18 protein-coding genes are annotated in these 24,667 nt (G+C 38.5%); 6 read left to right on the top strand and 12 right to left on the bottom strand.

Annotated elements, in window-relative coordinates:
* Positions 1 to 57: 57 nt before the first annotated feature.
* Both ACKTS5_RS18310 and ACKTS5_RS18305 read right to left on the bottom strand, forming a co-directional pair.
* On the bottom strand, positions 58 to 603 hold the full coding sequence (locus tag ACKTS5_RS18310) for a Crp/Fnr family transcriptional regulator (protein WP_408045338.1): 546 nt from the start codon (positions 601 to 603) through the stop codon (positions 58 to 60).
* Positions 603 to 2,120, bottom strand: coding sequence for a GH3 auxin-responsive promoter family protein (locus ACKTS5_RS18305; protein ID WP_408045337.1), 1,518 nt, complete (start codon positions 2,118 to 2,120; stop codon positions 603 to 605). The genes ACKTS5_RS18310 and ACKTS5_RS18305 overlap by 1 nt, the downstream gene beginning before the upstream one ends.
* Before the next feature lie 123 nt (positions 2,121 to 2,243).
* On the opposite strand from ACKTS5_RS18305, the gene ACKTS5_RS18300 reads away from it, so the two are divergent.
* Positions 2,244 to 3,035, top strand: a complete 792-nt coding sequence (locus tag ACKTS5_RS18300) for a DUF2797 domain-containing protein (RefSeq protein ID WP_408045336.1) — start codon at positions 2,244 to 2,246, stop codon at positions 3,033 to 3,035.
* A gap of 55 nt (positions 3,036 to 3,090) precedes the next feature.
* Here the strand turns inward: ACKTS5_RS18300 and ACKTS5_RS18295 are convergent, their stop codons facing one another.
* The gene (locus tag ACKTS5_RS18295) at positions 3,091 to 4,791 is read right to left on the bottom strand and encodes a formate--tetrahydrofolate ligase (protein WP_408045335.1); all 1,701 of its coding nucleotides are present in this window, start codon (positions 4,789 to 4,791) and stop codon (positions 3,091 to 3,093) included.
* A gap of 204 nt (positions 4,792 to 4,995) precedes the next feature.
* Here ACKTS5_RS18295 and secDF point away from each other — a divergent pair, with 204 nt between their 5' ends.
* The 3 genes from secDF (at position 4,996) to obgE (ending at position 10,247) form a co-directional block, all read left to right on the top strand.
* Entirely contained in the window at positions 4,996 to 8,004 is a 3,009-nt protein-coding gene (gene secDF / locus ACKTS5_RS18290; protein ID WP_408045334.1) for a protein translocase subunit SecDF, read from the top strand.
* An 88-nt stretch (positions 8,005 to 8,092) separates the two neighbouring features.
* Entirely contained in the window at positions 8,093 to 9,211 is a 1,119-nt protein-coding gene (locus tag ACKTS5_RS18285) for an adenylate kinase (protein WP_408045333.1), read from the top strand.
* A gap of 46 nt (positions 9,212 to 9,257) precedes the next feature.
* Positions 9,258 to 10,247, top strand: coding sequence for a GTPase ObgE (obgE, locus tag ACKTS5_RS18280; protein WP_408045332.1), 990 nt, complete (start codon positions 9,258 to 9,260; stop codon positions 10,245 to 10,247).
* Positions 10,248 to 10,297: 50 nt separating this feature from the next.
* On the opposite strand, the gene ACKTS5_RS18275 is transcribed toward obgE, so the two are convergent.
* From ACKTS5_RS18275 to ACKTS5_RS18245, 7 genes are all read right to left on the bottom strand, one after another.
* The gene (locus ACKTS5_RS18275) at positions 10,298 to 11,422 is read right to left on the bottom strand and encodes a T9SS type A sorting domain-containing protein (protein WP_408045331.1); all 1,125 of its coding nucleotides are present in this window, start codon (positions 11,420 to 11,422) and stop codon (positions 10,298 to 10,300) included.
* A 27-nt stretch (positions 11,423 to 11,449) separates the two neighbouring features.
* Positions 11,450 to 11,938: a C40 family peptidase gene (locus ACKTS5_RS18270; protein ID WP_408045330.1), complete on the bottom strand. Its 489-nt coding sequence runs from the start codon at positions 11,936 to 11,938 to the stop codon at positions 11,450 to 11,452.
* 18 nt (positions 11,939 to 11,956) lie between these two features.
* Positions 11,957 to 12,463, bottom strand: a complete 507-nt coding sequence (locus ACKTS5_RS18265) for a C40 family peptidase (protein ID WP_408045329.1) — start codon at positions 12,461 to 12,463, stop codon at positions 11,957 to 11,959.
* The gene (gene lpxB / locus ACKTS5_RS18260; RefSeq protein ID WP_408045328.1) at positions 12,460 to 13,581 is read right to left on the bottom strand and encodes a lipid-A-disaccharide synthase; all 1,122 of its coding nucleotides are present in this window, start codon (positions 13,579 to 13,581) and stop codon (positions 12,460 to 12,462) included. Before lpxB ends, ACKTS5_RS18265 begins: the two co-directional genes overlap by 4 nt.
* 19 nt (positions 13,582 to 13,600) lie before the next feature.
* Positions 13,601 to 13,888: a hypothetical protein gene (locus ACKTS5_RS18255; protein WP_408045327.1), complete on the bottom strand. Its 288-nt coding sequence runs from the start codon at positions 13,886 to 13,888 to the stop codon at positions 13,601 to 13,603.
* Positions 13,876 to 14,646, bottom strand: a complete 771-nt coding sequence (gene surE / locus ACKTS5_RS18250; protein ID WP_408045326.1) for a 5'/3'-nucleotidase SurE — start codon at positions 14,644 to 14,646, stop codon at positions 13,876 to 13,878. The genes ACKTS5_RS18255 and surE overlap by 13 nt, the downstream gene beginning before the upstream one ends.
* 433 nt (positions 14,647 to 15,079) lie before the next feature.
* Entirely contained in the window at positions 15,080 to 18,439 is a 3,360-nt protein-coding gene (locus ACKTS5_RS18245) for a hypothetical protein (RefSeq protein ID WP_408045325.1), read from the bottom strand.
* A gap of 534 nt (positions 18,440 to 18,973) precedes the next feature.
* Between ACKTS5_RS18245 and ACKTS5_RS18240 the strand changes: the two genes are divergently transcribed.
* The gene (locus ACKTS5_RS18240; RefSeq protein WP_408045324.1) at positions 18,974 to 21,094 is read left to right on the top strand and encodes a carboxy terminal-processing peptidase; all 2,121 of its coding nucleotides are present in this window, start codon (positions 18,974 to 18,976) and stop codon (positions 21,092 to 21,094) included.
* Between the two features lie 71 nt (positions 21,095 to 21,165).
* Here the strand turns inward: ACKTS5_RS18240 and ACKTS5_RS18235 are convergent, their stop codons facing one another.
* Positions 21,166 to 22,416 carry a mechanosensitive ion channel family protein gene (locus ACKTS5_RS18235; protein ID WP_408045323.1) on the bottom strand — a complete coding sequence of 417 codons (1,251 nt, stop codon included), beginning with the start codon at positions 22,414 to 22,416 and terminating at the stop codon, positions 21,166 to 21,168.
* A gap of 5 nt (positions 22,417 to 22,421) precedes the next feature.
* Positions 22,422 to 23,126, bottom strand: a complete 705-nt coding sequence (locus ACKTS5_RS18230; protein WP_408045322.1) for a queuosine precursor transporter — start codon at positions 23,124 to 23,126, stop codon at positions 22,422 to 22,424.
* A gap of 59 nt (positions 23,127 to 23,185) precedes the next feature.
* On the opposite strand from ACKTS5_RS18230, the gene fabD reads away from it, so the two are divergent.
* Complete coding sequence (gene fabD / locus ACKTS5_RS18225) at positions 23,186 to 24,073, top strand: ACP S-malonyltransferase (RefSeq protein WP_408045321.1); 888 nt, start codon at positions 23,186 to 23,188, stop codon at positions 24,071 to 24,073.
* The last annotated feature ends 594 nt before the right edge of the window (positions 24,074 to 24,667 follow it).

Genomic DNA, 24,667 nt, shown 5'->3' with positions numbered 1-24,667 from the left:
TTTAGTCAAAGATACTCAGGGGGATTGATGAAGTTCTTGACATTTGTCAAGACTTTGCTAATACCGAATTCTACTAAAAGTTTCCGCTGTCATACCCAAATACGAAGCGAGGTGCTTTGCGGGTACTCGCCGAAGCAAGTCGGGGTGTTTTTGTGTCAAAATTTGATAGCGTTCACGCGCGGTGTGCAATTGTAAATGGTGTAGTCGAGTCGCCAGTTCGATATAAATGTTTTGGGTAAAGAGGCGTCCAATACGCTCGTAATGCGGCTTTGAGCTTAACAATTGTTCGAGTGCTTCTGCAGATATTCGAATGAGTTCACTAGGCTCTAAGGTTTCTATACTGTAGGTGCTTTTTTTGTTTTGAAATAAACTGTCAATAGCGGTAAAGCTCTCTTGTTCTTTTGCCAAATGAACCGTGATGTCTTTGCCTTCTTTGAGGTAAAAAACACGAATAAGCCCTGTGTTTACCAAGTAGAGGTGATTGCAACGATGCCCTGCTTCGTGAATAGTGCTGTTTTTAGGATGTGACTGTACCTGAGCAATATCGTATAGATCACTACTAAAATCAGGGTTATCTAGGAGAAGTGCTGTGATGCTGGTCATTATACTTCTTGAAGACTGAGTAGTTCTTCCAAATGTTCTCTGGTATTGGAAAGTCTCGGGACTTTGTGCTGTCCTCCAAGTTTTCCTTTCCTCTTAAGCCACTCGTAAAATAGTCCTTCTTTTGCTTCGTGAACTTTGGGCATGGCAAGGGTCATGTTGTTATAGCGTTTTGCCTCGTAATCGGAATTACAATTCTTAAGCGTATTGTCTAGTAGCTCTGTAAAGAATGCTAAATTTTCCGGTGCTTTATCAAATTCGATAATCCACTCATGTGCTCCTTGAGTGTCACTGTTCATAAATACAGGAGCCACTGTATACTCTTTTACAGAAGCATTGGTTTTTTCACAGGCCGTTTTTAAGCTGATCTCGGCATTTTCGATAATGAGTTCTTCTCCAAAAACATTGATGTGATGCTTGGTGCGCCCAGTGATTTTTATGCGGTAGGGGCGTGTTGAGGTAAATTTAACCGTATCTCCAATCAAATATCTCCACAGTCCACCATTGGTCGTGATTACTACAGCGTAGTTTACGTCTTTTTCAACTGCTGACAAAGGAATGGCTTGCGAGTGTTCTCCGCGATAGTTGGCCATTGGGATAAACTCGTAGAAGATACCATAGTCCAACATTAGTAACATTTCGTCACTGTCGTTACGGTCTTGAATGGCAAAAAATCCTTCTGAAGCGTTATAGGTTTCGTAATAGCGAAAATCTTCTTTAGGAATGAGCTTCTTGTATTGTTCTCTGTAGGGATTGAAGTTGACACCTCCGTGAAAGTATACTTCTAAATTGGGCCAAACTTCTAGAATATTGTCTTTTCCAGTTTTTTCTAGTACTCTGTTTAGCAGTACGAGCATCCATGATGGTACGCCAACCAAACTCGTGATGTTTTCGTGAATAGTTTCTTCAATAATGGCCTCCATTTTGGTTTCCCATTCGCTCATTAAAGCAACTTCTTGTTTGGGAGCTGAGCTAAAGTCAGCCCAAAAGGGCATGTTTTCGATAATGATCGCTGACAAATCACCAAAATAGGAATTGTTGTCCTCATATACCGCAGAACTACCGCCAAGTCGAAGTCCTTTCCCTGTAAAGAGCTGTGCGTTTGGATTGTTATTGATGTATAGGCAAAGCATGTCTTTACCTGCCTTCATATGGCAGTTCTCTATCGCAGCTTCACTAACGGGAATAAACTTGCTTTTTGCATTGGTGGTTCCACTCGATTTAGCAAACCATCGGATGGGATGGGGCCAAAATATATTTTGCTCTCCTTTTCTACAACGTTCAATAAGCGGTTCTATACTTTCGTATTTCTGAATGGGAACCCGCTTAGCAAATTCTTCGTAACTTTTAATTTTGGAATACCCATATTGCTTGCCAAGTTCCGTGTTTTTTGCCGATTGAATTAGTTTTAGTAGCAGTTCATTCTGAACGTCAATAGGGTATTTTAAAAACAGTTCGACTTGGTGTTTGCGTTTCTTTAGAAACCAAGAAATGATCGAATTTATAAACGGAAACGCCATATATTTTTTAAGTTTGTGCTTTAAAGTCTATTCAGAACGGCTGTCGAAAAAAAAGCTACTAGGCTTCCAAGAGACAGCGAGTTCTAGTGTGAAATTTCAGCTAAAAGTAATAAAATTTAAGTTATGCAATATCAAGGAGTGTTAAAAAAAATGGCGACTGAAAATTTGGAGTCTGTGCAGTATTATCTCGATATGGGAGCCGATTTTTTAAATGTAAATCAGTTGCTTAACAAAACTGTGAGCTTGAGTTTTGTGGGGTATGAGTGTTTGAGCTGTGGAGAACCGAAAGAAATTTTTAGACAAGGGTTTTGTAAAAGCTGTTTTTTTGAATCAGCAAAGGCAGGAGACTGGATAATGAGACCAGAACTCAGTAAAGCCCATTTGGGGATTGAAGACAGAGATTTGGCCTACGAAAAACAAGCGCAATTACAACCTCATATCGTGTATCTGGCAAATTCTAGCAATGTAAAAGTAGGGGTGACCAGAAAAAGCCAGGTGCCTACACGTTGGATCGACCAAGGTGCCCATGAAGCTATTGAGTTGGTAGAAGTACCGAATAGATATCTAGCCGGAATTACCGAAGTCGCTTTAAAGGCAGAAGTGGCCGATAAGACGAACTGGAGAAAAATGCTTAAAAACGATATTGAAGACGCGGATTTAACAGAGTGGAGAGAAAAATTGAAACACCTGATTCCTGAAGAAGCGCAAGAGTATTACCGTGAGGAAGCCAAAGAAATGCACATCAATTTTCCAGTACATCAATACCCAGAAAAGCCAAAGAGTTTGAATTTGGTGAAAGAAGGAAGTTATCGAGGGAAACTCGTTGGAGTTAAAGGACAATACTGGATTTTTGAAGATCAAACAGTGTTCAATGTCAGGTCTAATGAAGGCTTGGTCGTAGCAATTAGCGTATAATAAAAAAACATCGCCAACCGGCGATGTTTTTTTTATTGTTATAAAGAGCAATTCTTTATGACAAACCAGAAATGATCCCTTGGTTGTCAATGCTCATACCTTCAGAGGCAGGTGTTGCTGGCAAGCCAGGCATACGCATCATTTTTCCGAGTATGGGAATGATGAATTGTGCTCCGGCAGCAATTTCAATTTCGCGAACTGTCACTGTAAAGTTTTCAGGACGTCCAATAAGGCTGTCGTTGTCAGAAAATGATTTTTGTGTTTTGGCCATACAAATAGCGAAGTCATTAAATCCTAAGCGGTCAATTCTTCGTAGGTTAAGCTGTGCTTTTTTACTGTATTCTACCTTGGTAGCACCGTAAATTTCGGTGGCTATTTTTTCGATTTTTTCTTTTACTGGACTGTTCCAGTCATAAATAGGACGGTATTGTGTTGCCTTGTTTTCAACGATGTCAACAACGGCCGCCGCTAAGTTTTTGGTTCCTTGACCACCTTTAGCCCATCCTTCTGATACCACTGCTTGCACGCCTAGTGCAGCACAAGTATCGATGACATACTGAACTTCTTCTGGTGAATCTGAAATAAATGAATTGATGGCAACTACGGGTTCGATGTTGAATTTTCGAACGTTTTCAATGTGTTTTTCAAGATTCTTAAATCCTGTAGCCACGCGGTCTAAGTCTGGAGTATTATAGGCTTCTTTTGGAGCACCACCGTGATGGCGAAGCGCTCGAATAGTAGCCACCAACACCACGCATTTTGGATTTAACTTTGCGTAGGCCGACTTGATGTTCAAGAATTTTTCAGCACCTAAATCGGCACCGAAACCAGCTTCGGTAACTACGTAATTTGAAAGAGAAAGTCCCATTTTAGTAGCGATGATAGTATTGGTTCCTTGTGCGATGTTTGCGAAAGGGCCTCCGTGGATAATCGCAGGGTTTTCTTCGAGTGTTTGAACGAGGTTTGGCTTGATGGCGTCTTTTAGTAAAATAGCCATGGCGTCTTGTGCCTTGAGGTCTCTTGCGAAAACGGGTTTTTTATCAAAAGTAAACCCGATAAAGATATTCCCTAAACGCTCTTTCAGATCGTCAAAACTTGTGGCCATACAAAGTATTGCCATCACCTCAGAAGCCGGAGTAATATTAAAGCCGTCTTCTCTTGGAATTCCGTTGGCAGTTCCCCCTAAACCTATGGTTATTTGACGCAGTGCACGGTCGTTCATATCGATTACGCGTTTCCAAAGGATGGTACGAGGATCGATGTTGAGGTTAGCGGTTTTGCTTTGTAAATTGTTGTCAATAAGAGCTGAAAGTAAGTTGTTGGCTTTCTCTACGGCATTGAAGTCGCCGGTAAAGTGGAGGTTGATATCTTCCATAGGAACTACTTGAGAGTGTCCTCCACCAGCGGCACCTCCTTTGATCCCAAATACAGGGCCGAGTGAAGGCTCGCGTAACACTACAGTGGCTTGCTTACCAATGGCATTTAAACCTTCGGTAAGTCCAATTGAAACGGTTGTTTTTCCTTCACCTGCGGGTGTTGGGGTAAGTGCGGTAACCAAAACGAGGTTGTTTTGAGCTACTTTGGTCTCGTCAATTAAATCTAGTGGAAGTTTGGCCTTGTACTTTCCGTACATTTCCAACTGATCTTCGTCGATTGATAATTTTTGAGCGATGTGTTTTATATGCTGTAAATCTTTGGCTTGTGCGATTTCGATGTCAGTCAAATGCACGGTTTCTGTTGCTGATGTATCTGCCATTTTTCTTTGTTGTATTAGTAAGTTGTTTGCATACTTAAAAAAGTAGGTAAATATACGGATTAATCATTTTACAGAATCTATAATTCTTTAGCAAGAATTTGCTAAATCCTTGCTAGAAACATAAATATGTCAAAACAATTGGCAAATCTTTTTTGAAATACTATATTTGCACGTTTTAAAAAAAGTCGATTTAAATTATAAAAGATGCAAAACAAAGGTCTTATTAAGGTATTTGCTATTCTTTTTGGTCTAGTAAGTTTATACCAATTATCATTTACCTTTTTTGCTAATGGCGTTGAAACCAAAGCAAAAGAGTATGCGAAAGCAAACGTTAAAGATAACAGTGGTAGAGCTTTAGCAGAGCTAGAAAGAAAGTACTTAGATAGTGTAGCAAATAAAGAAGTTGTAAATTTAGGATTTACTGAGTTCACTTACAATCAAATCAGCAGCCAAGAAATGAACCTTGGACTCGATTTAAAAGGAGGTATCAATGCAATTTTGCAAGTCTCAGTTAAAGACATTTTACTAGGGTTGTCAAACGGTTCTAAAAACGAAGTATTTGTAGAGGCGTTGAAAAAAGCCGACGAGGCGCAAAAAGATAGTCAAGATGACTACCTAGATTTATTCTTCAATCAGTTTGAAAGTTTGAGTAACGGAAACGTTAAATTAAGTGATCCGTCTATATTTGGAACCAAAGCGTTACGTGAAAAAATCGACTTAAACAAAACGGATGCTGAGGTAAAGGATGTATTAAGACAAGAAATCAATACTTCGGTAACGACGGCTTTTGACGTTTTACGTAGTCGTATTGATAAGTTTGGAGTGGTACAACCAAACATCCAGCGTATCGGAACTTCAGGAAGAATTCAAGTAGAATTGCCAGGAGCGAAAGATATTGACCGTGTTAAGAAATTATTAGAAAGTACTGCGGAATTACAGTTTTGGGAAGTATTTACCAATGCTGATGTGATCGGGTACTTGTCACAAGCGAATGTCAAATCTTTGGAGTTGTTAAACAAAAAAGAAGAAGCAGCTAAAGAAACTACCAACGCAGCAGATAGCACCAAGTCTGATAGCAAAATTAACGAGCTTTTAGGAGAAGAGGAAGCAAAAGAAAAAGCAAAGAAAAGCTTGTTCAGCTACCTTAGCGTTAATGGCTCTGCAGTAAGTCCACAAATTGGATATGCTAAGGTGTTAGATACTGCTCAAGTAAATAAATTACTCAAGAGTAAAGAATTAAGAGCATTGTTGCCGAGAAATTTACGTTATGTAAAGTTCTTGTGGGATTACAAACCGATCACTCCAAAGGAGAAACCAGGAGAAGAGAAAACGGAAGACGCTGATTTTATTGCTTTGTATGCAATGAAAGGAAACAGAGCCGGAACAGCTCAGATTGAAGGAGATGTTATCGGAGATGCAAATCAAGATTTCCACCCTACAAAAGCAAATCAGCCTGTAGTAAACATGCAAATGAATAGTGCAGGTACGAAGCTTTGGGCAAAAATGACTACTGAGAACTCAGGAAAGTTCGTAGCAGTAGTATTAGATGATTATGTATACACTGCACCTTCTGTAGACGAACCAATTCTTTCAGGAAATACGATGATTTCTGGAGGAAGCATGACCGTAAATGAAGCAAAGGATATCGCTACAGTTTTAAAGGCTGGTAAATTACCTGCACCTGCTCGTATCATCGAAGCACAGGTAGTAGGGCCATCTTTAGGACAAGAGGCAATCAACGCGAGTATGTGGTCGTTTGCCTTGGCAATTGTATTAGTATTGTTATGGATGATGTTGTACTACGGAAAGGCAGGAGCCTTTGCTAATATCGCGTTAGTAGTAAACATCTTGTTAATATTTGGTGCCCTAGCATCGTTTAATGCAGTATTGACATTACCTGGTATTGCCGGGATCATCTTGACCATCGGTATGTCGGTGGATGCAAACGTGATTATCTTCGAACGCATTAAGGAAGGATTAAACTCAGGAAACGATTTAATGACTTCAGTAAATGAAGGATTTAGTATCAAAGGAGCATTATCAGCTATTATCGATGCGAATATTACTACCTTATTAACTGGATTTATCTTATATGCATTCGGTACAGGACCAATCCAAGGATTTGCGTTAACCTTAATCATCGGTATCTTCACCTCGTTGTTTACAGCAGTATTCATTACGCGTTTATTTATTGACGGTGTTGTTGAAAAAGGAGGAAGCTTAACGTTTAATACAGGAGTGTCTAAAAATTGGTTTACCAACATTAGCATGGACTTCTTAAGCAAGCGCAAGGTTGCTTATATAGTTTCTGGAGCGTTAATCGCTGCGGGAATAGTATCGATGTTGACCATCGGATTAAAGCAGGGAGTTGACTTCAAAGGAGGACGTTCGTATTTAGTGCGTTTTGAGCAAGACATGAAGGCGAATGAAGTTGGTGAGGCATTAAAATCTGTGTTTGGTTCAGCTCCTGAGGTAAAAACCTACGGATCGGCAAACCAGTTGAAAATTACCACTGTTTTCAAAATTGAAGAGAAAACAAAAGAAGTAGACGAAGAAGTACAAGCAGCGTTATACAAAGGATTAAAGCCTTATTTAGGTACTTTAGATTACGAGAGCTTTAAACCAGGTTTCGAGAGATTAGAAAACCAAGGTGGTATCATGAGTTACATGAAGGTAGATCCTACCATTGCTGATGATATTAAGCGATCTGCTCTTTGGGCAGTATTGGGATCGTTAATCGTAGTATTCTTGTATATCTTATTGCGATTTAGAAAAGTTGCCTTCTCTATCGGTGCAGTAGTAGCGGTATTCCACGATGTATTAGTCGTTTTAGGAGTATTCTCATTATTGTACAAATTTATGCCTTTCGATATGGAAATCGGACAGTCATTTATCGCAGCGATCTTAACAGTAGTTGGATACTCGTTGAATGATACCGTAGTAATCTTTGACCGTATTAGAGAGTATGCTGACAAGAGTGATAGCTTAACAGCAAACCTTGTTGATAGAGCATTGAGCAGTACTTTAGGAAGAACAATCAATACCTCGTTAACTACCTTATTGGTAATGTTAGCTATTTTCTTCTTCGGAGGAGATAGTATCAAAGGATTTATGTTCGCGCTTATCGTAGGGGTAGTAGTAGGTACGTACTCTTCGTTATTCGTAGCAACACCAATCATGTTTGACGTAGCTAAAAAGAACGAGAAAAAATAAAATTAGTATAGACTAATTCAAGGACCGTTTTGAATATCCTTCAAAACGGTTTTTTCATTTAATATCAAGCAACTATCTTTGCAGTCTGATGAAAATTACAAAACTTCACGATTTATATTTTAAAGAGCTTGTTTCGGAAAACGAGCTTGGTTTGTTGGTAAAGCGTTTAGCCAATCAAGTAAAAACAGATTTAGCACCCGGAGAGGTGCCTTTGTTTATTGGAATCCTGAACGGTTGTTTTGTTTTTGCAGCCGATTTTGTTCGCGAGTTTAACGGCGATTGTGAAATCTCATTCGTAAAATTAGCCTCGTACGAAGGAACGAATTCAACGGATACTGTAAAGAAATTAATTGGTGTGAATGAAGACTTGACAGGACGTACCGTGGTAATACTTGAAGATATTATCGATACGGGAACCACCTTGCAAGAAATCTATGAAATATTTAAAACCAAAAATTTAAAAGAGCTGAAGATAGCAACGCTTTTCTTTAAGCCTGATGTATACAGAAAAGAACTGCCTATTAATTATATCGGAATGAATATCCCGGATAGTTTTATAGTTGGGTATGGCTTGGATTACAATGGGTACGGTAGAAATTTGCCTGCTATTTATCAGTTAACAACACAACCTAAAATGAAAAATATCGTATTATTCGGCCCTCCAGGTGCCGGTAAAGGAACGCAAGCAGAAATCTTAAAGGAAAAGTATAACTTAGTGCATATTTCAACTGGTGATGTATTCCGTTACAATATGAAAAACAACACGGAGTTAGGAGTACTTGCTAAAACGTATATCGATGCAGGTGATTTAGTTCCGGATGAAGTTACCATCAGCATGCTCAAGCAAGAAGTAGAAAAGAACGCAGGTGTAAACGGATTTATTTTTGACGGTTTTCCTCGTACAGAGTCTCAAGCAAAAGCGTTGGACGAGTTTCTTTCAGAAAAAGGAGAGCGTATCAATGGTATGGTAGCCTTAGAAGTTCCAGAAGATTTATTAGTTGAGCGTATTTTAGAACGTGGTAAAACCAGTGGTCGTACCGATGATACTGATGAAGAAAAAATCAGAAACAGATTTAACGAGTACAATACCAAAACAGCGATATTAAAAGATTTTTACCAAGAACAAGGTAATTACTTTGGAGTAGATGGTGTAGGGTCTATTGAAGACATTACCAACCGTCTATCTGAGATATTTGATAAATTATAATTCTAAAAAGGTACTGAAAGGTACCTTTTAATATAAATGAAACCCAATGACTGAAGGAAATTTTGTCGACTATATTAAAGTGTATGCTTCTTCCGGTAAAGGAGGAAGAGGATCTGCTCACCTGCACAGAGAAAAGTTTGTGGCGAAAGGAGGACCAGATGGTGGTGACGGAGGTAGAGGTGGACACGTAATTGTACGTGGCGACAAGAACCTATGGACACTCTTTCATTTAAAGTTTAAGAGGCATTTTAAAGCCGAGCACGGAGGTGATGGTGGAAGTAGTAGAAGTACAGGACAGGATGGAGCAGATGTGGTGATTCCGGTTCCATTAGGAACTATTTTTCGCGATGCAGATACCGATGAAGTGCTTTTTGAAGTTACTGAAGATGGTGAAGATGTCGTACTCTTAGAAGGTGGTAAAGGTGGCCGTGGAAATTGGCATTTTAAATCGCCAACAAATCAAACACCGAGATATGCGCAACCGGGTATCGAAGGTCAAGAACGCTGGTTCAGAATTGAGCTTAAAATTTTAGCTGACGTTGGATTAGTAGGATTCCCGAATGCGGGTAAATCGACCCTGCTGTCGGTAATTACTGCTGCTAAACCAAAAATCGCAGATTACGCATTTACAACCCTAAAACCTAATTTGGGAATTGTAGAGTATCGCAATCACCAGAGTTTTGTAATGGCTGATATTCCAGGAATCATCGAAGGTGCTTCTGAAGGAAAAGGATTAGGTCATTACTTTTTACGCCATATCGAACGAAATTCAGTACTGCTCTTTTTAGTGGCAGCTGACAGTGATGATATTAATAAAGAGTATCAGATTTTGTTAAATGAGTTGAAAAAACACAATCCAGAATTGCTCGATAAACAACGCGTACTGGCTATATCTAAATCGGATATGTTAGACGATGAGTTAAAGGAAGAAATTCGACAAGAGCTACCTGCTGATGTACCGAGTTTGTTTATTTCTTCAGTCGCGCAACAAGGACTTATGGAACTCAAAGACGAACTTTGGAAAATGTTACAATAAAAAAAAATCTGAGTGTTTACTCAGATTTTTTTTTATTCATGAATTTTTATCTAGTGTTTTACGAATTTCTTTCTAGAAACACCTGACGCCGTTTTAATCGATACCAGGTATATACCTGAGCTTAGGGTCGACACATCTACAGAATTTTGAACAGCCGCTTTAATAAGTAGCTTTCCTGAGATGTCATATACACCTAGTTGTGTGATGTCTTCTTGCAATCCTTGTACAGTAAGTGTATTGGCTACAGGGTTCGGCGTGATTTGGAAGGTTACCGAGTTGACTTCTGAGGTACTCGCAGCAGCACAGCTTTTACTAAAGCTCGAAGCACTGTCGAACTTATAACTGTTTCCTTTCCAAACAGCGGTGCTATAAGCAACATCATCTACCTGAACACAATCTAGTTTACCATTGGCATTGGCTTCTATCTCAACGATTTTTTTATTCTGCCCGTTGGCGAGATTTAAAAAAGTCATTTGGGTAACGGCACAATATACCTTCGTCAGTCCAGGATTTTGGCTTAAATCGAGCCTAGTAAGCTTGTTCCCTCCACAATTGATACTGCTGAGCTGTGGGTTTTTGCTAACATCGATGGAACTGATGTTACCGTTGTTGTAACAAAAGAACAAGCGAAGTGCTGGGTTCTTACTCACATCAATGGCCGATAATTTATTGGAATGACAGTAAATTTTTGACAATTTAGGATTGTTACTTAGGTCTATCGATGTTAAATCGTTAGTACTGGCATCAAAATATACCAAGTTGCTGTTTTTGCTAATATCGATTTGGGTAAGTTTGTTGCCATAACAGTACAAAGTTACCAATGCAGTGTTTTTACTAACATCAATACTCGTCAGCTTATTGCTATAAGCGTAGAGGTATTTTAAAGCGGTGTTTTTACTGAGGTCAAGCTGTGTCAAGTTATTGCTATAGCAGGCCAAACTAACGATGTTTGTAAACGCTTCAATACCGGTTAGGTTACTGATACTTTTGCTAGAAACATCTAAACTACCAGCGAAAGCGGCAGCTTCATTCACAGTAATTTCACCGTCATTATTGGTGTTGATAGAAGTGTTTGCAACAAGAGCTGCTTTAAAGTTTGCATCCGGAATGGACACATTTTGTGCCATACTGCTAATACTGGTTGCCATAAAGACTGAAAGTAATACTTTCTTCATAATAAAGGGAATTTAAGTTTAATATAATTATGGTGTAATGCGTTTTGCAATTACAAAGTTGTTGTTCCAATAAGGTTCATTTAATGAGTTTACACAAACGCCATTTTTTGTGCTGGAATGAATAAATTGTACATCACCATTGTTTGTTGTACTTACAATGCCTACGTGATTGATAGCGTTCCCTAATCTACGGATTGTAAAAAATACCAAATCACCTACCTTAATATCCATTCGTTGCACAAGAGTTCCTGCAGAGCTCATGGCTTTCGATGAACGCGGTAGTTCAATTCCTTCACGTTGAAAACATCGGTATATCAATCCTGAACAATCAAATCCACGAGCGCTAGTACCACCCGCTTTATAAGGAGTGTTCAAATAGCTGTTGGCCAGCTGAACAACCTTCGTAATTCGAGACCTTGGCGGTGATGTATCCGTATCTGAAAGCGCCGTGGGTTTACATAAAAAGTAAATCACGGTGATAAGTAAGGTGATTAAGAGGAGTATTTGTCGTTTCATAAAGGGGAAATTAACGAGTTATAGTACTCTTTTGGCTTTGATAAAAGCCCGGTTCCAATAACGCTCCCGCAGGGAACTTACCAAAACACCTCTCGAACTGGTGGAGTGTATAAAATAGATCGTTCGGTTTTTTACTGAGGTAACGAGGCCTACGTGATTGACCTTTCCGCGTTTGCGTGATGTCTTAAAAAATAACAGGTCCCCACGTTTTACTTTCTGTAAAGGTATGGGCTGCCCTTGTTGATACATAGCACGAGAAGTTCTGGCTAAGTTGACGTTTCTCTTTTTAAAAGAAGTATAGATCAACCCTGAACAATCCATACCGCTTTTTGATGTACCTCCAAGTCGGTAAGGCGTTCCTTTATAACTAACAGCGGTCCAAACGACCTTGTCGGCCAAGCTCGGTTGACTACTGCTAGTGCTCGTTCTCGGTTTTTTGTACGTTTTTTTAGGGGCTACTCGCTTTGTCGATCCACAAGAAACCATGGTGATTAAAGCAAATATCAATAGTAGTTTTTTCATCATAAGCGGTCATTATTAGCGTGGTTTACGATGAGCGACGCCGTGCGTGCTGAAGCTCCTTTACTTCCTAGTTTTTCTTCGAGTTCATAGTAGTCTTCAAACAGCACAGTCCTGCGTTCTTCTGTCAAAATAGAATCCAATTCATGACGAAGGTTCTTTTCATTGAAATCGTGCTGAATAAGTTCCGTTACTACAGGCTTGTCCATAATTAAATTGACAAGAGAAATGTATTTTAGCGTGATGATACGCTTGGCTATTTCGTAAGAAATTCTGCTTCCTTTATAACAAACCACTTGTGGTACTTTAAACAGAGCAGCCTCCAAGGTGGCGGTTCCTGAAGCAACTAGCGCAGCATGTGAGATACTTAATAAGTCATACGTTTTATTTGTAATAAACGGAATGTCTTTGCCTTCGATAAAAGGAGCGTAAAAAGCGGCCGTTTGACTGGGAGCCCCAGCCAGCACAAATTGATAGTTAGGATATTGATCTTTAATCGCAACCATCACTGATAGCATTTTGGTGATTTCTTGTTTTCTACTTCCAGGCAATAGGGCAATAATATCTTTTTCTCCCAATTGGTGCTCCTGTCTAAACAAGGTCTCATTTACTTGTGCTCTACCAGCGATACCATCGATTAATGGATGTCCTACAAAATGTACATCGTACGCAAACTTTTTGTAAAAGGCTTTTTCGAAAGGTAGAATGACATACATGTGATCTACATCCCTTTTAATATTTTTTACACGACCAGATCTACTAGCCCATACTTGCGGAGATATGTAGTAGTGTGTTGCAATTCCCTGGGTTTTTGCCCATTGAGCAATGCGTAAGTTGAACCCAGAATTATCGATTAGAAGCAAGACATCGGGCTGAAAATCCGCAATATCTTTCTTACACGAACTGATGAATTTGGTGATTTTTCGCAAGTTCATCAACACTTCCACAAAGCCCATAAAAGCGCGCTCCTTATAATGAGTTACTAAGGTTCCTCCAACTTCGGCCATTAAATCACCTCCCCAAAATCGAATATCGGCTTTTGGGTCTTCTTTGTAAAGTGCTTTCATGAGGTTGGCACCGTGTAAATCTCCTGAGGCTTCGCCTACTAGTATGTAATATTTCATAAATGAATAGGTGGCAGGTTTAAACAAACTTCAATACAAAAGTCAAAAGGGCAGTGATGATGGTACTGATCAATACACCTCTGGCTCTGTAATCTTGTTTCTTCTTGAGGAAAATGAAAAACACAAACAAGTTAGGGATGGCAGCTAAGGCTACAACGGTACTTAAAACACCGCCTTCTTTTATTTGTGTCAAGGTTTCGCTCAATGAATTTTCGGAAATATACTGCAGGTATAGGTAAAATCCACAGGCAGTAGCCGCCAGTGAAATTAGCATGCCAAGTGCAATCTCTTTTCTTATATGTCCCATGAGTTCAGCTTTTGAATGGCGTGGTGTGCAGTCATGTCAAACTGTACGGGAACGACTGAGATATATCCGTTTTCTAAGGCCCAAATATCAGTGTCCTGACCTTTGTCTTTATTAATAAATTCACCTGTTAACCAATAATATTCTTTTCCGTATGGACTTTTGCGTTTGTCAAAATTTTCTTTCCAATAGCCATTGGCTTGTCTACAAACACGGATTCCTTGGATGTCTTTTTCTTTGAGTTTTGGAATGTTTACATTGAGAACAACACCTTCTGGTAGTCCGTTGAGTAAGGTGTTCAGTGTAATTTGCTCAATAAATTTTTTGGCAGCTCTAAAATCAGCGTGCCAGTCAAAGTCTAACAGAGAAAAACCGATGGCAGGAATCCCCTCAATACCCGCTTCAACAGCAGCACTCATAGTTCCTGAGTAAATGACATTGATGGAAGAGTTAGAACCGTGGTTAATTCCAGATACACAAAGGTCCGGGGTTCTGTTTAAAATTTCATTCTTGGCCATTTTAACACAGTCTGCAGGAGTTCCTGAACAGCTGTATTCTATTTGTGGACCGTCATCTATTGTGATCGGATTACAGTGCAGCACATTGTTGACAGTGATAGCATGTCCCATACCACTTTGAGGACTGTCAGGAGCAACGACTACAACATCACCGATTTTATTCATAATTTCTATGAGCATTCGAATCCCTGGGGCTGTGATTCCATCGTCATTTGTAACTAATATCAAGGGTCTATCTTGCATGTTCAATTCTGTTTTACACAAATGTACTATAAAAAAAGGATACTTTTTTTAACATTTTGTAAAGATAGAAGTCTCGATATATTCTGTAATCTTGTAGTAATCAAAATGTAACTACTGTGGTACGGATAATAGTGAAAACAACAATTTTTTTGGTACATGTGCTCTTTTACGTATTGAATGCGTAAAAAAGTTCATCTTAGATAAGTAGCCTGTAATCGTGGCAATGGCCTCGTATACGGGGAACTCATCAGTGACGTAACTGCGTATTACTTGTAAATGCCATTCTTCTTTTTATGAGAAAGAAGCTCATTACCCTTATGTAATTCTCGGGAATGAAATATTTTTAAAGAAACCGATGCGAAACAAGAATTGGGAATCGCATTCAAAAAAACCACACCGATAACGATGTGGCTTTAAGTTGTAATAGAAGATATTAAACGTTGAGTTCGTAGTCTTCTTTGTATTTCATAAATATTTGATAGCCTTTTAATTTTTTTAAAGCTTGGTGTTTTTGAATTTCAGCTAAGCGTCTTAAAACTATTTGTGCGAAAAAGTTTTCTTCAAAATCTTGATGAACGCGCGATTTGTATTCTCGCAAGTAAAACCTAAACAAAGACAATTCATCGCAGCCTAACTGCTGCGCCCAGTCGTCGAATTCAAAAATGGCATTATCACTTTCGGCTCGGGGTTTGTTATAACGAATAGCATTGTAAAGTCCGTAATAGTCTCCTTCATTACCATACGTGAAAAGTAAGTTAAAACACTTGGTGAAAAACTCCTTATCATACCCATAACAGAATTCAGATATAGGGTCAATGTGTAAATCCACGTTCGATTTATAGTGTTCTCTGATAATTGCTAATGCGTTTTCAAGAGAGGTTTCCTCCCAAAAATAGGCATACAAGGTATCAGTAACAAGTTTGGCTTTGGAGAGTAGTAGTGTTTTCTCTTCTTCATTAAGTTCCCAACTTGCCTTGTCCGGACGCTGTACATTTCTCTTGGCAGCTTGCCATAGTTCTTCTCGAAATTGAGTTTGAGCTAAACGGATATAAACATTCGAGGGCTTGATTAGATGAACTTGTTTTAGGAATTTTAGTGCTCTCGGAACTTCTAAGTATTGGAAGCTCTCTTGCATGGCTTCTTTGCGTTTCTTTTCCATGGCGGCGAACATCGGCGATTGGTCTTCGTCCACGATATCCATCTCGGAAAACTGGGTTACCAAAGAGTGATAATATTTTTTTAATGGATCATCGTCTTCTAAGTTTTCTAGCTCGTTATAGTCCAGTCGTTTTTCTAAAACCAGTATTTGAGTAGCGAAAATCAAGGACCTCGGTATTTTTAAATCCATCATCATATCTTCAAATCGGATGATTGCTTCTGGTTGTGCATTGTAAACTTCACCACTTTCTGTAAACTCTTTAAAAGAGGTGTACAGTAACTTTAGCGGAGCCGAATCTGTAAATAACAGATAGGCTTTTAGTAAGTTTTTAGCGACGTTTGCTGGTGCAACACGGGCTACCCATGGAATAGAACTCAATGCCATAACAGCGTTTTCAGAGTGAAAAATTATATTTCGTGCTTTAACCAGACTACTGTCGTGGGCATCTTCATCTTCTTGTACTACCAGTAAGGTATTGATAATTTCTTGAGCAGTGGCTAACGTGGTGCTAGGAGCAGTATTACCCTTGCGCAACGATTGAATTAGCTGTTGTTCTTCTGCTGTTAAACTTGCGATACCGTCCGTCATCAATTTTTGCATAAGGGCTTTTGGAGGCATCGCCGGAGTAGGAGGGATGAGATAGTTTCGCAACTGCTCCATTGACGTTTCCAAATAAGTTTTGGTTTCAGGTTGGCTGTAATGAACGTGCTGTTCGTTAGAAGCAATTTGCCAGAGGATGGTTTCAAACAGGTGTTCCTGGTAAAAATCGATGAGTTCAATCAGGTGCGGATCATTAGTGTTACCTAGGTCTTGAAGTTCTGTGTAAAGTACAAATGCAACGGCCATTAATTGCGACCCCATAGCGTATTGCTCTTGACGCATGCCTGGAGAAACGGCTAAGATATCCGGATCTTGCAACGCCACTGCAGCCTTTTTTATTTGTGTAAATGCTTTCGTAAACCATGCAGGGTTTTTTTGATAGAGTCGGTGTATACTGCGAAGTTTATTTTGACCAAAAGATTCCGTAAATGCATCGTTTACCAGAGCGTATACTTCTGAAACAAACTCCTCTTCACTGAGTTCTTTAGTGTCGTATTGTTGGAGTAGCGTTGCTTCGTCCATTAGCTCCAGTCGGTCACAAATTTCTTCAATATCAGCTGGGCTAAATCTATTTTTACCTGTGAGTTTTACCAATACTTGAAAACAACGAAGTGCCTTTGGGTGATTATTTTGTTCATCACCGTCCAATCCGTAGCTATCAGGGTTTAAGTATGGAGCCACAAAATGCTCCAAGATATCGAGTAAACTTACCTCCTGTGCCAGATTTTCTGAAAGTCGGAAATCGCCACTTCCGTAATACTCTAATCGTTTAAATAATTGTAGCTTGTGATCAAATGCTAACTTTCGTATCGGAACCTGTTGTAAACTCTGTAATACCTCAGACGGTGTCCCCTTTTCGATGAAGTCCAGTATTTCTTGGCCGTTCGCAAAGCAGGTAAGGAAAAATTCATTGTTGATTTCGTAATCGTATTCTGCTTCGTATTCTTGGTAAAAACTGTCGCTAGAAATTTCCGCTAGAGTTTCTTCTCCATAGTTCTTTCCGCTGCTGTAGTAAAAATCTTTTCGAGGGATGTCTTTAATCGCGTTGAAAACGTCACGATCAAATTGTTGAATTTCTTCCTGTAAAGTTTTTCCGTGAAATTCAAAGCTGTCTTCTCGGTATCGTAAAGCTACGTATTCGGCTTCTTCATCTGACTGCGGTTGTTCTTCAAAACGCGTTTCCATTTCGACATCGTATTGATCGACGATAATATCGAAAAACCGCTCAATAACGGTTTGCTCTTCTTCGAAATCTGGGGCTAAGCTTTGAGGATACTTTTTAAAGGCATTGACAACACATTCTTTGTAGTATTCGTAATTTTCTCGATGCTTTGTAAAGTATTCTAATAGCGTTTCTTTTTCTCGGTCGTCCTCTGTGTAAAAATTATCGTCTAGGGCAATGTGGAAATCGTTGAAGCGCACGTGTGCTAGCAGCTTTAAATTGTCTCGTGAATACCCGAATTTTTGAAGGAGGAAATAAACAGAAGGAGCAACGTGGTATTTTATCTGGTTGTAATCACTGTCTCTGGCAATGAAATCCCCGATGAGATAGCTGTATTCCTGTGAATGCAGTGCTAAGATTACGAGTATACCTATTCCGAAATATTGATTGGTACTAAAAAAAAGCTCGTTGGATGAGTTAACTTTCATGGCGTACGCAATGAGCTCCTCACAGATGTCAAGAACTAGCGGAAGCAAATCGTCATAGGCCAATGCATGTTGAAACACTAATAAGTGTGAATACGCTGCGTAAAAATCAGGGCGGTTTAGTTGTTCCAATGTCAAATGTGCCAAGTGCTCCATCTGATCAAGGTCAGGATCGTTGTGGTTTAGAAACTTCGAATACTCTTGTAGTTGTGGTAAGTTTTTAAAGTCTTTGTTCTCAAATAGATTTTTGTCCTCAGGAATAAAAGCAGGAACCAAATCGATTAGTTGTCCTGTGGCATAGGCCTCCTGCATTTGAGATTGAAATTGAGCTAAGGCCTTTTTAATAGCGTCGTGTTCTAGCGTTAGGCTAATGGTTTTGAGTTTCATTTAATAATAGTAAATGGGGTTTTGGTATGGAAAATTTAGTATCTGTTAATTTTCGGAATAGCGTAGACTATCCCGGTATGGCAATTTTTTTTACTGTGTTATTGAAAATTCATACAGACCAGGGTTCTCTGCTATCACGGAAAACTCAACGGCAAATAAGCGCTGAGGCAAGCAGTGAAAAGCTGCCGAATAGGCCTGTTGTCTCGACTAAATTTATGAGGAAAGTTGAAGGGTAATTAATGGTAAATCCCCTCAGGGGTCAAGGACAAAACAAAGATACGCTAGCCAGAGAAATGTTACAGTATGGAACGTAGATAAAAACAAAGAAGGAGCTCATTACTTAACCTAGGATAAGACGATGACGTCAAAATGAAGTTTTGTGAGCGCTGTAAAAATAAACCCACCGATACAATCGTTATAAAAAGGCGGCCAAAAACAGCTTTTGTTAAAAAATCAAAAGTTAGTAAAATTGGCATTATTTTAGTAGCTTAGCAAGTGATGTAATTGAAAGCGTATTAAAACGACAGAAGATATATGAAGACGAAAATTTTTATTCCAATAGCAGCCTTTTTGTTGGTTGCTCAAGGCATGTTTGCCACCAATACTTCATCAAAGGGGGACCCAGAAAAAGACAGAGTAATTGTATATGTTTTAAAGAACATATTAAGTAGGTATCACTACGTCCAGAAAAAGATTAACGATGATTTTTCTGAATACGTGTACACAGACTTTATCGAAAGCTTAGATCCTAGTAAAAGGTATTTTACCCAGGCCGATTTAAAAGAGTTTTCGCAATACAAGTACATGATTGATGATCAATTGAGAAATACCAATATCGATTTTTATAAATTGGTGTACGGTCGTTTCTTGACGAAGTTAGCAACGGCAAAAACAACCTACAGAGAGTTGCTTAAACAACCTTTTAACTACAATAAGAAGGAGCTAATCAATGTAGATTACGAAAAGTTGCCCTACGCGGAAAATGAAAAGGAGTTGGTGAACTATTGGAGAAAACAACTTAAACTATCGGTTATCGGACGAATCGATGACTTGGAAGCCGAGCAAGAAGCAAAGTTTAAAAAAGACAAAAAATTTAAAAAGAAAGGATTTGCTGCATTGGAAAAAGAGGCGAGAGCCAAAGTATTGAAGAATATGGATGAGTTATATGCTCGTATCGATGAGTTAGAAAACTCAGATTGGTATTCTACCTTTTTAAATAGTGTGGTAAGTGGTTTTGATCCGCATACAACTTATATGTCACCGCGCGTAAAATCAAGATTTGATCAGGATATGTCTGGTAAGCTTGAAGGTATTGGGGCACGTCTACAGAAAAAGGGAATGTATACCCACATAGTAGAGCTTATTTCTGGTGGACCAGCATGGAAGCAAGGAGAACTAGAAGCAGGCGATATTATTTTAAAAGTAGCGCAAGGAGAAGAAAAACCGATTGATATTGTCGGGATGCGTTTGGATGATGCTATTAAATTTATCAAAGGAAAGAAAGGAACTGAAGTTCGTTTGACGGTTAAGAAAAAAATCGATGGATCAACGAAAATCATTCCGATAGTTCGCGATGTTGTTGAATTGGAAGAGACTTTTGTGAAATCTAGTATTGTTGAAAAGAACGGTAAGAAATACGGAATCATCAACCTACCTAAATTTTATATCGATTTTAGTGACTTAAATAGGAGAGATGCAGCAAAGGATATGGAAAAAGAAATTGCTCGTCTTAAAAAAGAAAAGGTAAGCGGATTGATTATAGATTTACGAGATAATGGAGGAGGTTCTCTCAAAACAGCCATTGAAATCGGAGGTTTGTTTATTGATAAAGGACCTATAGTACAAGTGAAGTACAGAGGTGAAGATCCCTTGGTAAAAAACGATACCGACGAACGTGTGCAGTGGGATGGTCCTTTGGTAGTTATGGTCAATGAGTTTTCAGCTTCAGCTTCAGAAATTTTTGCCGCAGCAATGCAAGATTATAAGAGAGGAGTGATTATTGGAGGAAAGCAAACTTACGGAAAAGGAACTGTACAGAATATTCTGCCCATCAACCGTTTTTATCAACAGTACCCAGGTGATTTAGGAGCCTTGAAAATGACGATTCAAAAGTTTTACAGAATTAATGGAGGCTCTACGCAAAAAGAAGGAGTTTATGCGGATATCGCATTACCTTCTCGTTACAGTTATATGAAATTTGGGGAGAGAGATTTAGACGGAGCTTTGCCTTGGGACCGAGTTGCTCAAGCCAAGTATACCACGGCTGATTCGTATAGCAATTTTGCAAATGTTGTTTATGAAAGTAAACAACGAGTACTCGCAGATAAAAAATTCCAAAAAATTAATGAGTACGCCAAGTGGTTAAAGGCTAATCAGGATAATAATGAGTACTCATTAAATTATAAGGAGTTTAAAAAAAATACGGCTAATAAAACCAAAGAGAGTAAAAAGTTTACTGAGGTTTTTAAATTTACGTCTAACCTGACATTCAACTCACCAAAATACGAGTTTGAATTGATGAAAAAAGACTCCGTGTTAAAAGACAAGCGCGTTGCATGGCATAAAAATCTTAAGAAAGATATTTATATGAACGAAGCGCTAAATGTTCTTAGTGAGCTTAAAATGAAAAATGATCACCACTTGGTGAAACACTAGAGAAGATACTAGCACTCGAAACGAGATTTATAAACTGCCCCCAAAATGTTAAATACAATTTGGGGGTATTTTTATGAGTGAATATTACTCAGGTCTTTTCCTGTAGGGTGCTCAAACAGTTCTAAATCGAAAAAAGGAACACTGGCTAAGAAATGATCAAAGAGGTCAGCTGCAATCCGCTCGTAGTTCAACCAAATTTTATTTTTACTAAAAGCATAGATTTCTAAGGGAATTCCATGTGTTGTTGGTGCCAACTGACGAGCCATAAAGAGTAATTCTTTGTTGATTTCTGGATGGTTCGCTAAGTAGCGTTCCACGTAGATGCGAAATACACCTAAGTTTGTGAGGTTTCTTCCGTTTATTATAAGGTCCTTGTTAATCTTGTTAGCAGTATTGAATTGCTCAATGTTCGTTTGAGTTTGTTGTAGGTAGTCTGAAATCAAATCAATCTTGGATAATCGAGTAATATCGTCTTCGTTAAGAAATCGAATAGAATTAACTTTAATATACAAGGCTCTCTTAATTCGTCTTCCCCCTGAGTTACTCATGGCTCTCCAGTTCTTGAAAGATTCTGATATCAGTGAGTAGGTTGGGATACTCGTTATTGTATTGTCAAAATTTTTAACAATAACAGAAACCAAGTTGATTTCAATAACATTACCGTCAGCAGCGTATTTTTCCATGGTTATCCAATCGTTTAGGCGCACTGTATCGTTAATTGAGATTTGTATGCTGGCTACAAAACCAAGGATGGTGTCTTTAAATATGAGAAGGAGAACAGCTGAAAATGCCCCGAGGGCTGTGAGAAATTTGAGTAACGATTGGCCAGTTAAAATTGAAAACACGACAAGCGTTCCCAGAAGCCAAACAAAAATCATAAAAATCTGTACATAGCTTTCTAGAGGTTTGTCTTTAAAGGAACTGAAGGTTCGTAGAAAATCTTTAAGGGTAAAGAGAATACTTCTAATAAACCATATGATAAAGAAGCTAATCAAAAGTAATACTAATTTATCAGCGTAAAAGAGTAGGCGTGGAGCTCCTTTAAAGATATTGGGCAGCGATAAATCGAGTAGAATCAGTACGATGATTCTGGTAAATCCTAACAAAACTTTATTCTTAATCAATAAATCGTCAAAAGAGGTCTTTGTACGAATGACGAACCTACTTAAATAACGTCGGCTGAATATGTGAACCAAGCGAAAAAGTAAAAACCCGATAAGAAGGATCAAAACCAGCTTGGTGAGTATACTAAAATATATTGCAGTATTGGTGCCTACAGAAAAATGATCTCTGTAGAGATTGAAAAAGTAATTTTCTTTCATGTGTTTTAAATTTCAGTCAGTTCTTCTCCAGTAGCTAAATCGAATTTCTTTCTGAAGAAGTAAACAAATAAGTATAATAAAGGAGTATCCAATGCGGCAATGAGCATTTTAAATAGGACGCCACTAATTAATAAGCCCCAAAATTTGCTCCATTCGATAATCTCAAAATTACACAATAAGATTAAAACGGTAAGAGTATCTATGAATTGTGAGCTAAAGGTTGAAAAGTTGTTGCGTAACCAAAGGTGTTTACCTTTCGTGAGATTTTTCCAATAGTGGTAAATGCGAATGTCAATAAATTGGGCAAACAAATACGCGAGCATCGAAGCCAATACTGCTAGTGGTGCCGCACCAAAAACTAAACTAAATGTATCGTTGTTTACTTTAGACCATGACGTAGCTGGAGCTTTTTGTGATACATAAATAATCGCTAAAGAAAATAAAGAAGCAAATATTCCTGCCACGACAACTTGATTGGCTTTCTTTCTTCCGTAAATCTCTGATAAAAGATCTGTAATCAAAAACGTAATAGGATAAGGTAATAGCCCCACAGATATTTCGAATAACTTTACATCAAAGATTTCTATATCCCAAGGATACCAGTAAAAGAACTTTTGGAAAATTAAATTGGAAGTTACCAATGATGCGATAAAGAGAGCAGCTAAAATTAAAAATATGAGTTGTGCTTGCGATTTTTGTGCTGTAGTCATAAAACGAAGATAGTAATTTTAAAAATTGTATGTTTGCATTAAAACAAACAATAAAGCAAATGAAAGCGTATATTTTTCCAGGTCAGGGAGCACAGTTTACAGGAATGGGATTAGACTTATATGAAAACTCGCCTGTTGCTCAAGAACTATTCGAAAAAGCAAATGATATATTAGGTTTCAGTATTACTGATGTGATGTTTGAAGGTACTGCTGATGAATTGAAGCAAACTAAGGTTACACAACCGGCAATTTTCTTGCATTCTGTTATTCTGGCCAAAGTGTTAGGTGACGATTTTAAGCCTGAAATGGTAGCAGGACATTCTTTAGGTGAATTGTCAGCATTAGTGGCAAATGGAGTATTGTCTTTCGAAGATGGTTTAACTTTGGTGTCGAAAAGAGCTTTAGCAATGCAAAAGGCCTGTGAATTACAAGATTCTACGATGGCAGCAGTACTCGGATTAGAAGATGCTGTTGTAGAGGATACTTGTAAAGAAGTAGAAGGAGTGGTAGTAGCCGCAAATTACAACTGTCCAGGACAACTTGTTATTTCAGGAGAAGTAGCTGCTGTAGAAAAAGCCTGCGAGCTATTGAAGGAGAAAGGTGCTAAAAGAGCATTGTTACTCCCAGTAGGAGGAGCGTTTCATTCTCCATTGATGGAACCTGCTAGAGAAGAATTGGCAAAGGCCATTGAAGAGACTACGTTTAATACACCTACCTGTCCAGTATATCAAAATGTGGTGGCTAAGGCAGTGACTAGTCCAGACGAGATAAAGGAAAACTTAATAGCTCAGTTGACGGCACCAGTGCGATGGACACAGTGTGTGCAAGCGATGATAGCGGATGGAGGAACCGAGTTTGTTGAGGTTGGACCAGGAAAAGTGTTGCAAGGGTTGATGAGAAAGATTGACCGAAGTGTTGCCGCAAGCGGTGCAGCAGTAAGTATGTAATACAAAACACATATAGCAAAACATATATAGAGTGAAGAAGCAGGGAGGTCCCTGCTTTTTTTTAGTTTATATGTATAGTAATCCAAGAGGTATTTGGAGGAATTAAAAAAACATAAACAGATAACTGGTTGTTAAGTAGTGTTTTGACTTTTCTGTGTCAAAAAACGATAAAAATAGTAAGGTAAACCCATTGTCAATTCAAAAAGAGCTTCTATATTTGCACCCGCTAACGGAGAAACGCAAGTTTAAAAAGTAGCAAAGTTCATTAAAATATCGTGGCAAAGAGAGGTTAAGAAAAGATTAAAAATAAGTTTCAAAAAACTTGTATAAGTCGAAAAGAAGTGAGTATCTTTGCAGTCCGATTTTCACAGGAAAAACAAAGTGTTTGGCTAGTGAAAAGAAGAAAAAAACTTCAAAAAAAGTTTTGCAAAATCGAAAAGTATTTTCTAGTTTTGCATCCGCTTTTGAGAGCGACACGATCTAAGAAATTTTGGAAAGGTTTAAAAAAATCAGTTAGTTCGATTCTAACATTTCTACAAGAGGTTAACGAGAGTTAACAAAGTTCATTGAAAATATTGAAATTGACAGCGTAAT

The organism is Tenacibaculum litopenaei, assembly GCF_964514025.1.
In the GTDB taxonomy this organism is placed as follows: domain Bacteria; phylum Bacteroidota; class Bacteroidia; order Flavobacteriales; family Flavobacteriaceae; genus Polaribacter; species Polaribacter litopenaei.
The sequence above is the reverse complement of the archived record's forward strand: the minus strand, read 5'-3'. Positions and strand labels throughout refer to the sequence as shown.

Bases quoted from the DNA above. Each gene is read 5' to 3' on its own strand.
- surE (WP_408045326.1), bottom strand. From the start codon at position 14,646: ATGCAAGATAGACCCTTGATATTAGTTACAAATGACGATGGAATCACA.
- ACKTS5_RS18305 (WP_408045337.1), bottom strand. From the start codon at position 2,120: ATGGCGTTTCCGTTTATAAATTCGATCATTTCTTGGTTTCTAAAGAAA.
- ACKTS5_RS18310 (WP_408045338.1), bottom strand. From the start codon at position 603: ATGACCAGCATCACAGCACTTCTCCTAGATAACCCTGATTTTAGTAGT.
- ACKTS5_RS18235 (WP_408045323.1), bottom strand. From the start codon at position 22,416: ATGAAAGAAAATTACTTTTTCAATCTCTACAGAGATCATTTTTCTGTA.
- secDF (WP_408045334.1), top strand. From the start codon at position 4,996: ATGCAAAACAAAGGTCTTATTAAGGTATTTGCTATTCTTTTTGGTCTA.
- ACKTS5_RS18245 (WP_408045325.1), bottom strand. From the start codon at position 18,439: ATGAAACTCAAAACCATTAGCCTAACGCTAGAACACGACGCTATTAAA.
- lpxB (WP_408045328.1), bottom strand. From the start codon at position 13,581: ATGAAATATTACATACTAGTAGGCGAAGCCTCAGGAGATTTACACGGT.
- ACKTS5_RS18295 (WP_408045335.1), bottom strand. From the start codon at position 4,791: ATGGCAGATACATCAGCAACAGAAACCGTGCATTTGACTGACATCGAA.
- ACKTS5_RS18285 (WP_408045333.1), top strand. From the start codon at position 8,093: ATGAAAATTACAAAACTTCACGATTTATATTTTAAAGAGCTTGTTTCG.
- ACKTS5_RS18255 (WP_408045327.1), bottom strand. From the start codon at position 13,888: ATGGGACATATAAGAAAAGAGATTGCACTTGGCATGCTAATTTCACTG.
- ACKTS5_RS18270 (WP_408045330.1), bottom strand. From the start codon at position 11,938: ATGAAACGACAAATACTCCTCTTAATCACCTTACTTATCACCGTGATT.
- obgE (WP_408045332.1), top strand. From the start codon at position 9,258: ATGACTGAAGGAAATTTTGTCGACTATATTAAAGTGTATGCTTCTTCC.
- ACKTS5_RS18240 (WP_408045324.1), top strand. From the start codon at position 18,974: ATGAAGACGAAAATTTTTATTCCAATAGCAGCCTTTTTGTTGGTTGCT.
- ACKTS5_RS18230 (WP_408045322.1), bottom strand. From the start codon at position 23,126: ATGACTACAGCACAAAAATCGCAAGCACAACTCATATTTTTAATTTTA.
- ACKTS5_RS18300 (WP_408045336.1), top strand. From the start codon at position 2,244: ATGCAATATCAAGGAGTGTTAAAAAAAATGGCGACTGAAAATTTGGAG.
- ACKTS5_RS18275 (WP_408045331.1), bottom strand. From the start codon at position 11,422: ATGAAGAAAGTATTACTTTCAGTCTTTATGGCAACCAGTATTAGCAGT.
- fabD (WP_408045321.1), top strand. From the start codon at position 23,186: ATGAAAGCGTATATTTTTCCAGGTCAGGGAGCACAGTTTACAGGAATG.
- ACKTS5_RS18265 (WP_408045329.1), bottom strand. From the start codon at position 12,463: ATGATGAAAAAACTACTATTGATATTTGCTTTAATCACCATGGTTTCT.